This window comes from Ensifer aridi (assembly GCF_002078505.1).
Taxonomy (GTDB): domain Bacteria; phylum Pseudomonadota; class Alphaproteobacteria; order Rhizobiales; family Rhizobiaceae; genus Sinorhizobium; species Sinorhizobium aridi.
Map to the genome: position 1 here is coordinate 1 of NZ_LUAV01000045.1, position 547 is coordinate 547.

Annotated in this window: 1 protein-coding gene; it reads left to right on the forward strand. The window is 56.5% G+C overall.

Features of this window, described 5'->3' with window-relative positions; translation table 11 throughout:
- A partial coding sequence (locus AYK65_RS30980; RefSeq protein WP_139793403.1) for an AMP-binding protein occupies positions 1–547 on the forward strand: 547 nt, incomplete at both ends.

The window sequence follows — 547 nt, forward strand, 5'->3', positions numbered from 1 at the left end:
ATGTCATCTACACCTCCGGCTCTACCGGAACGCCTAAGGGTGTCATGGTCGAGCATCGGGGATTGGTAAATCTGGGCTTGGCTCAGATCGGACTTTTTGGCGTTTGTTCAAATAGCAGTGTCGTGCAATTCGCCTCCTTCGGCTTTGATGCAAGTGCTTCGGAGCTTGTTATGGCGTTTGGCTCCGGCGCCGCATTGCATTTGCCTGCGAACGGGCTCCGCCAGGCGAGCAACAGGCTATCGGATTACCTGCAGAGCGAATCCATCACCCATGCGACGTTACCTCCAGCCTTGCTTCAGGCACGTAGGGATCTGCAATGTTTGGCCCCGCAAGTGCTCATTCTTGCTGGAGAGCTCCCGAAGGCTGAACTCATTCGAAGTCTAGTCCAAGCAAGCATCGTCAACGCTTATGGCCCGACGGAAGCAACAGTTTGCGCCACCGTTTGGAACTGCCCCGATGACTTTGACGGGGCGATCGTACCGATCGGCCGCCCAATCGCGAACACGCGGCTCTATCTGCTTGACGACCATGGTCAGCCTGTGCCGTT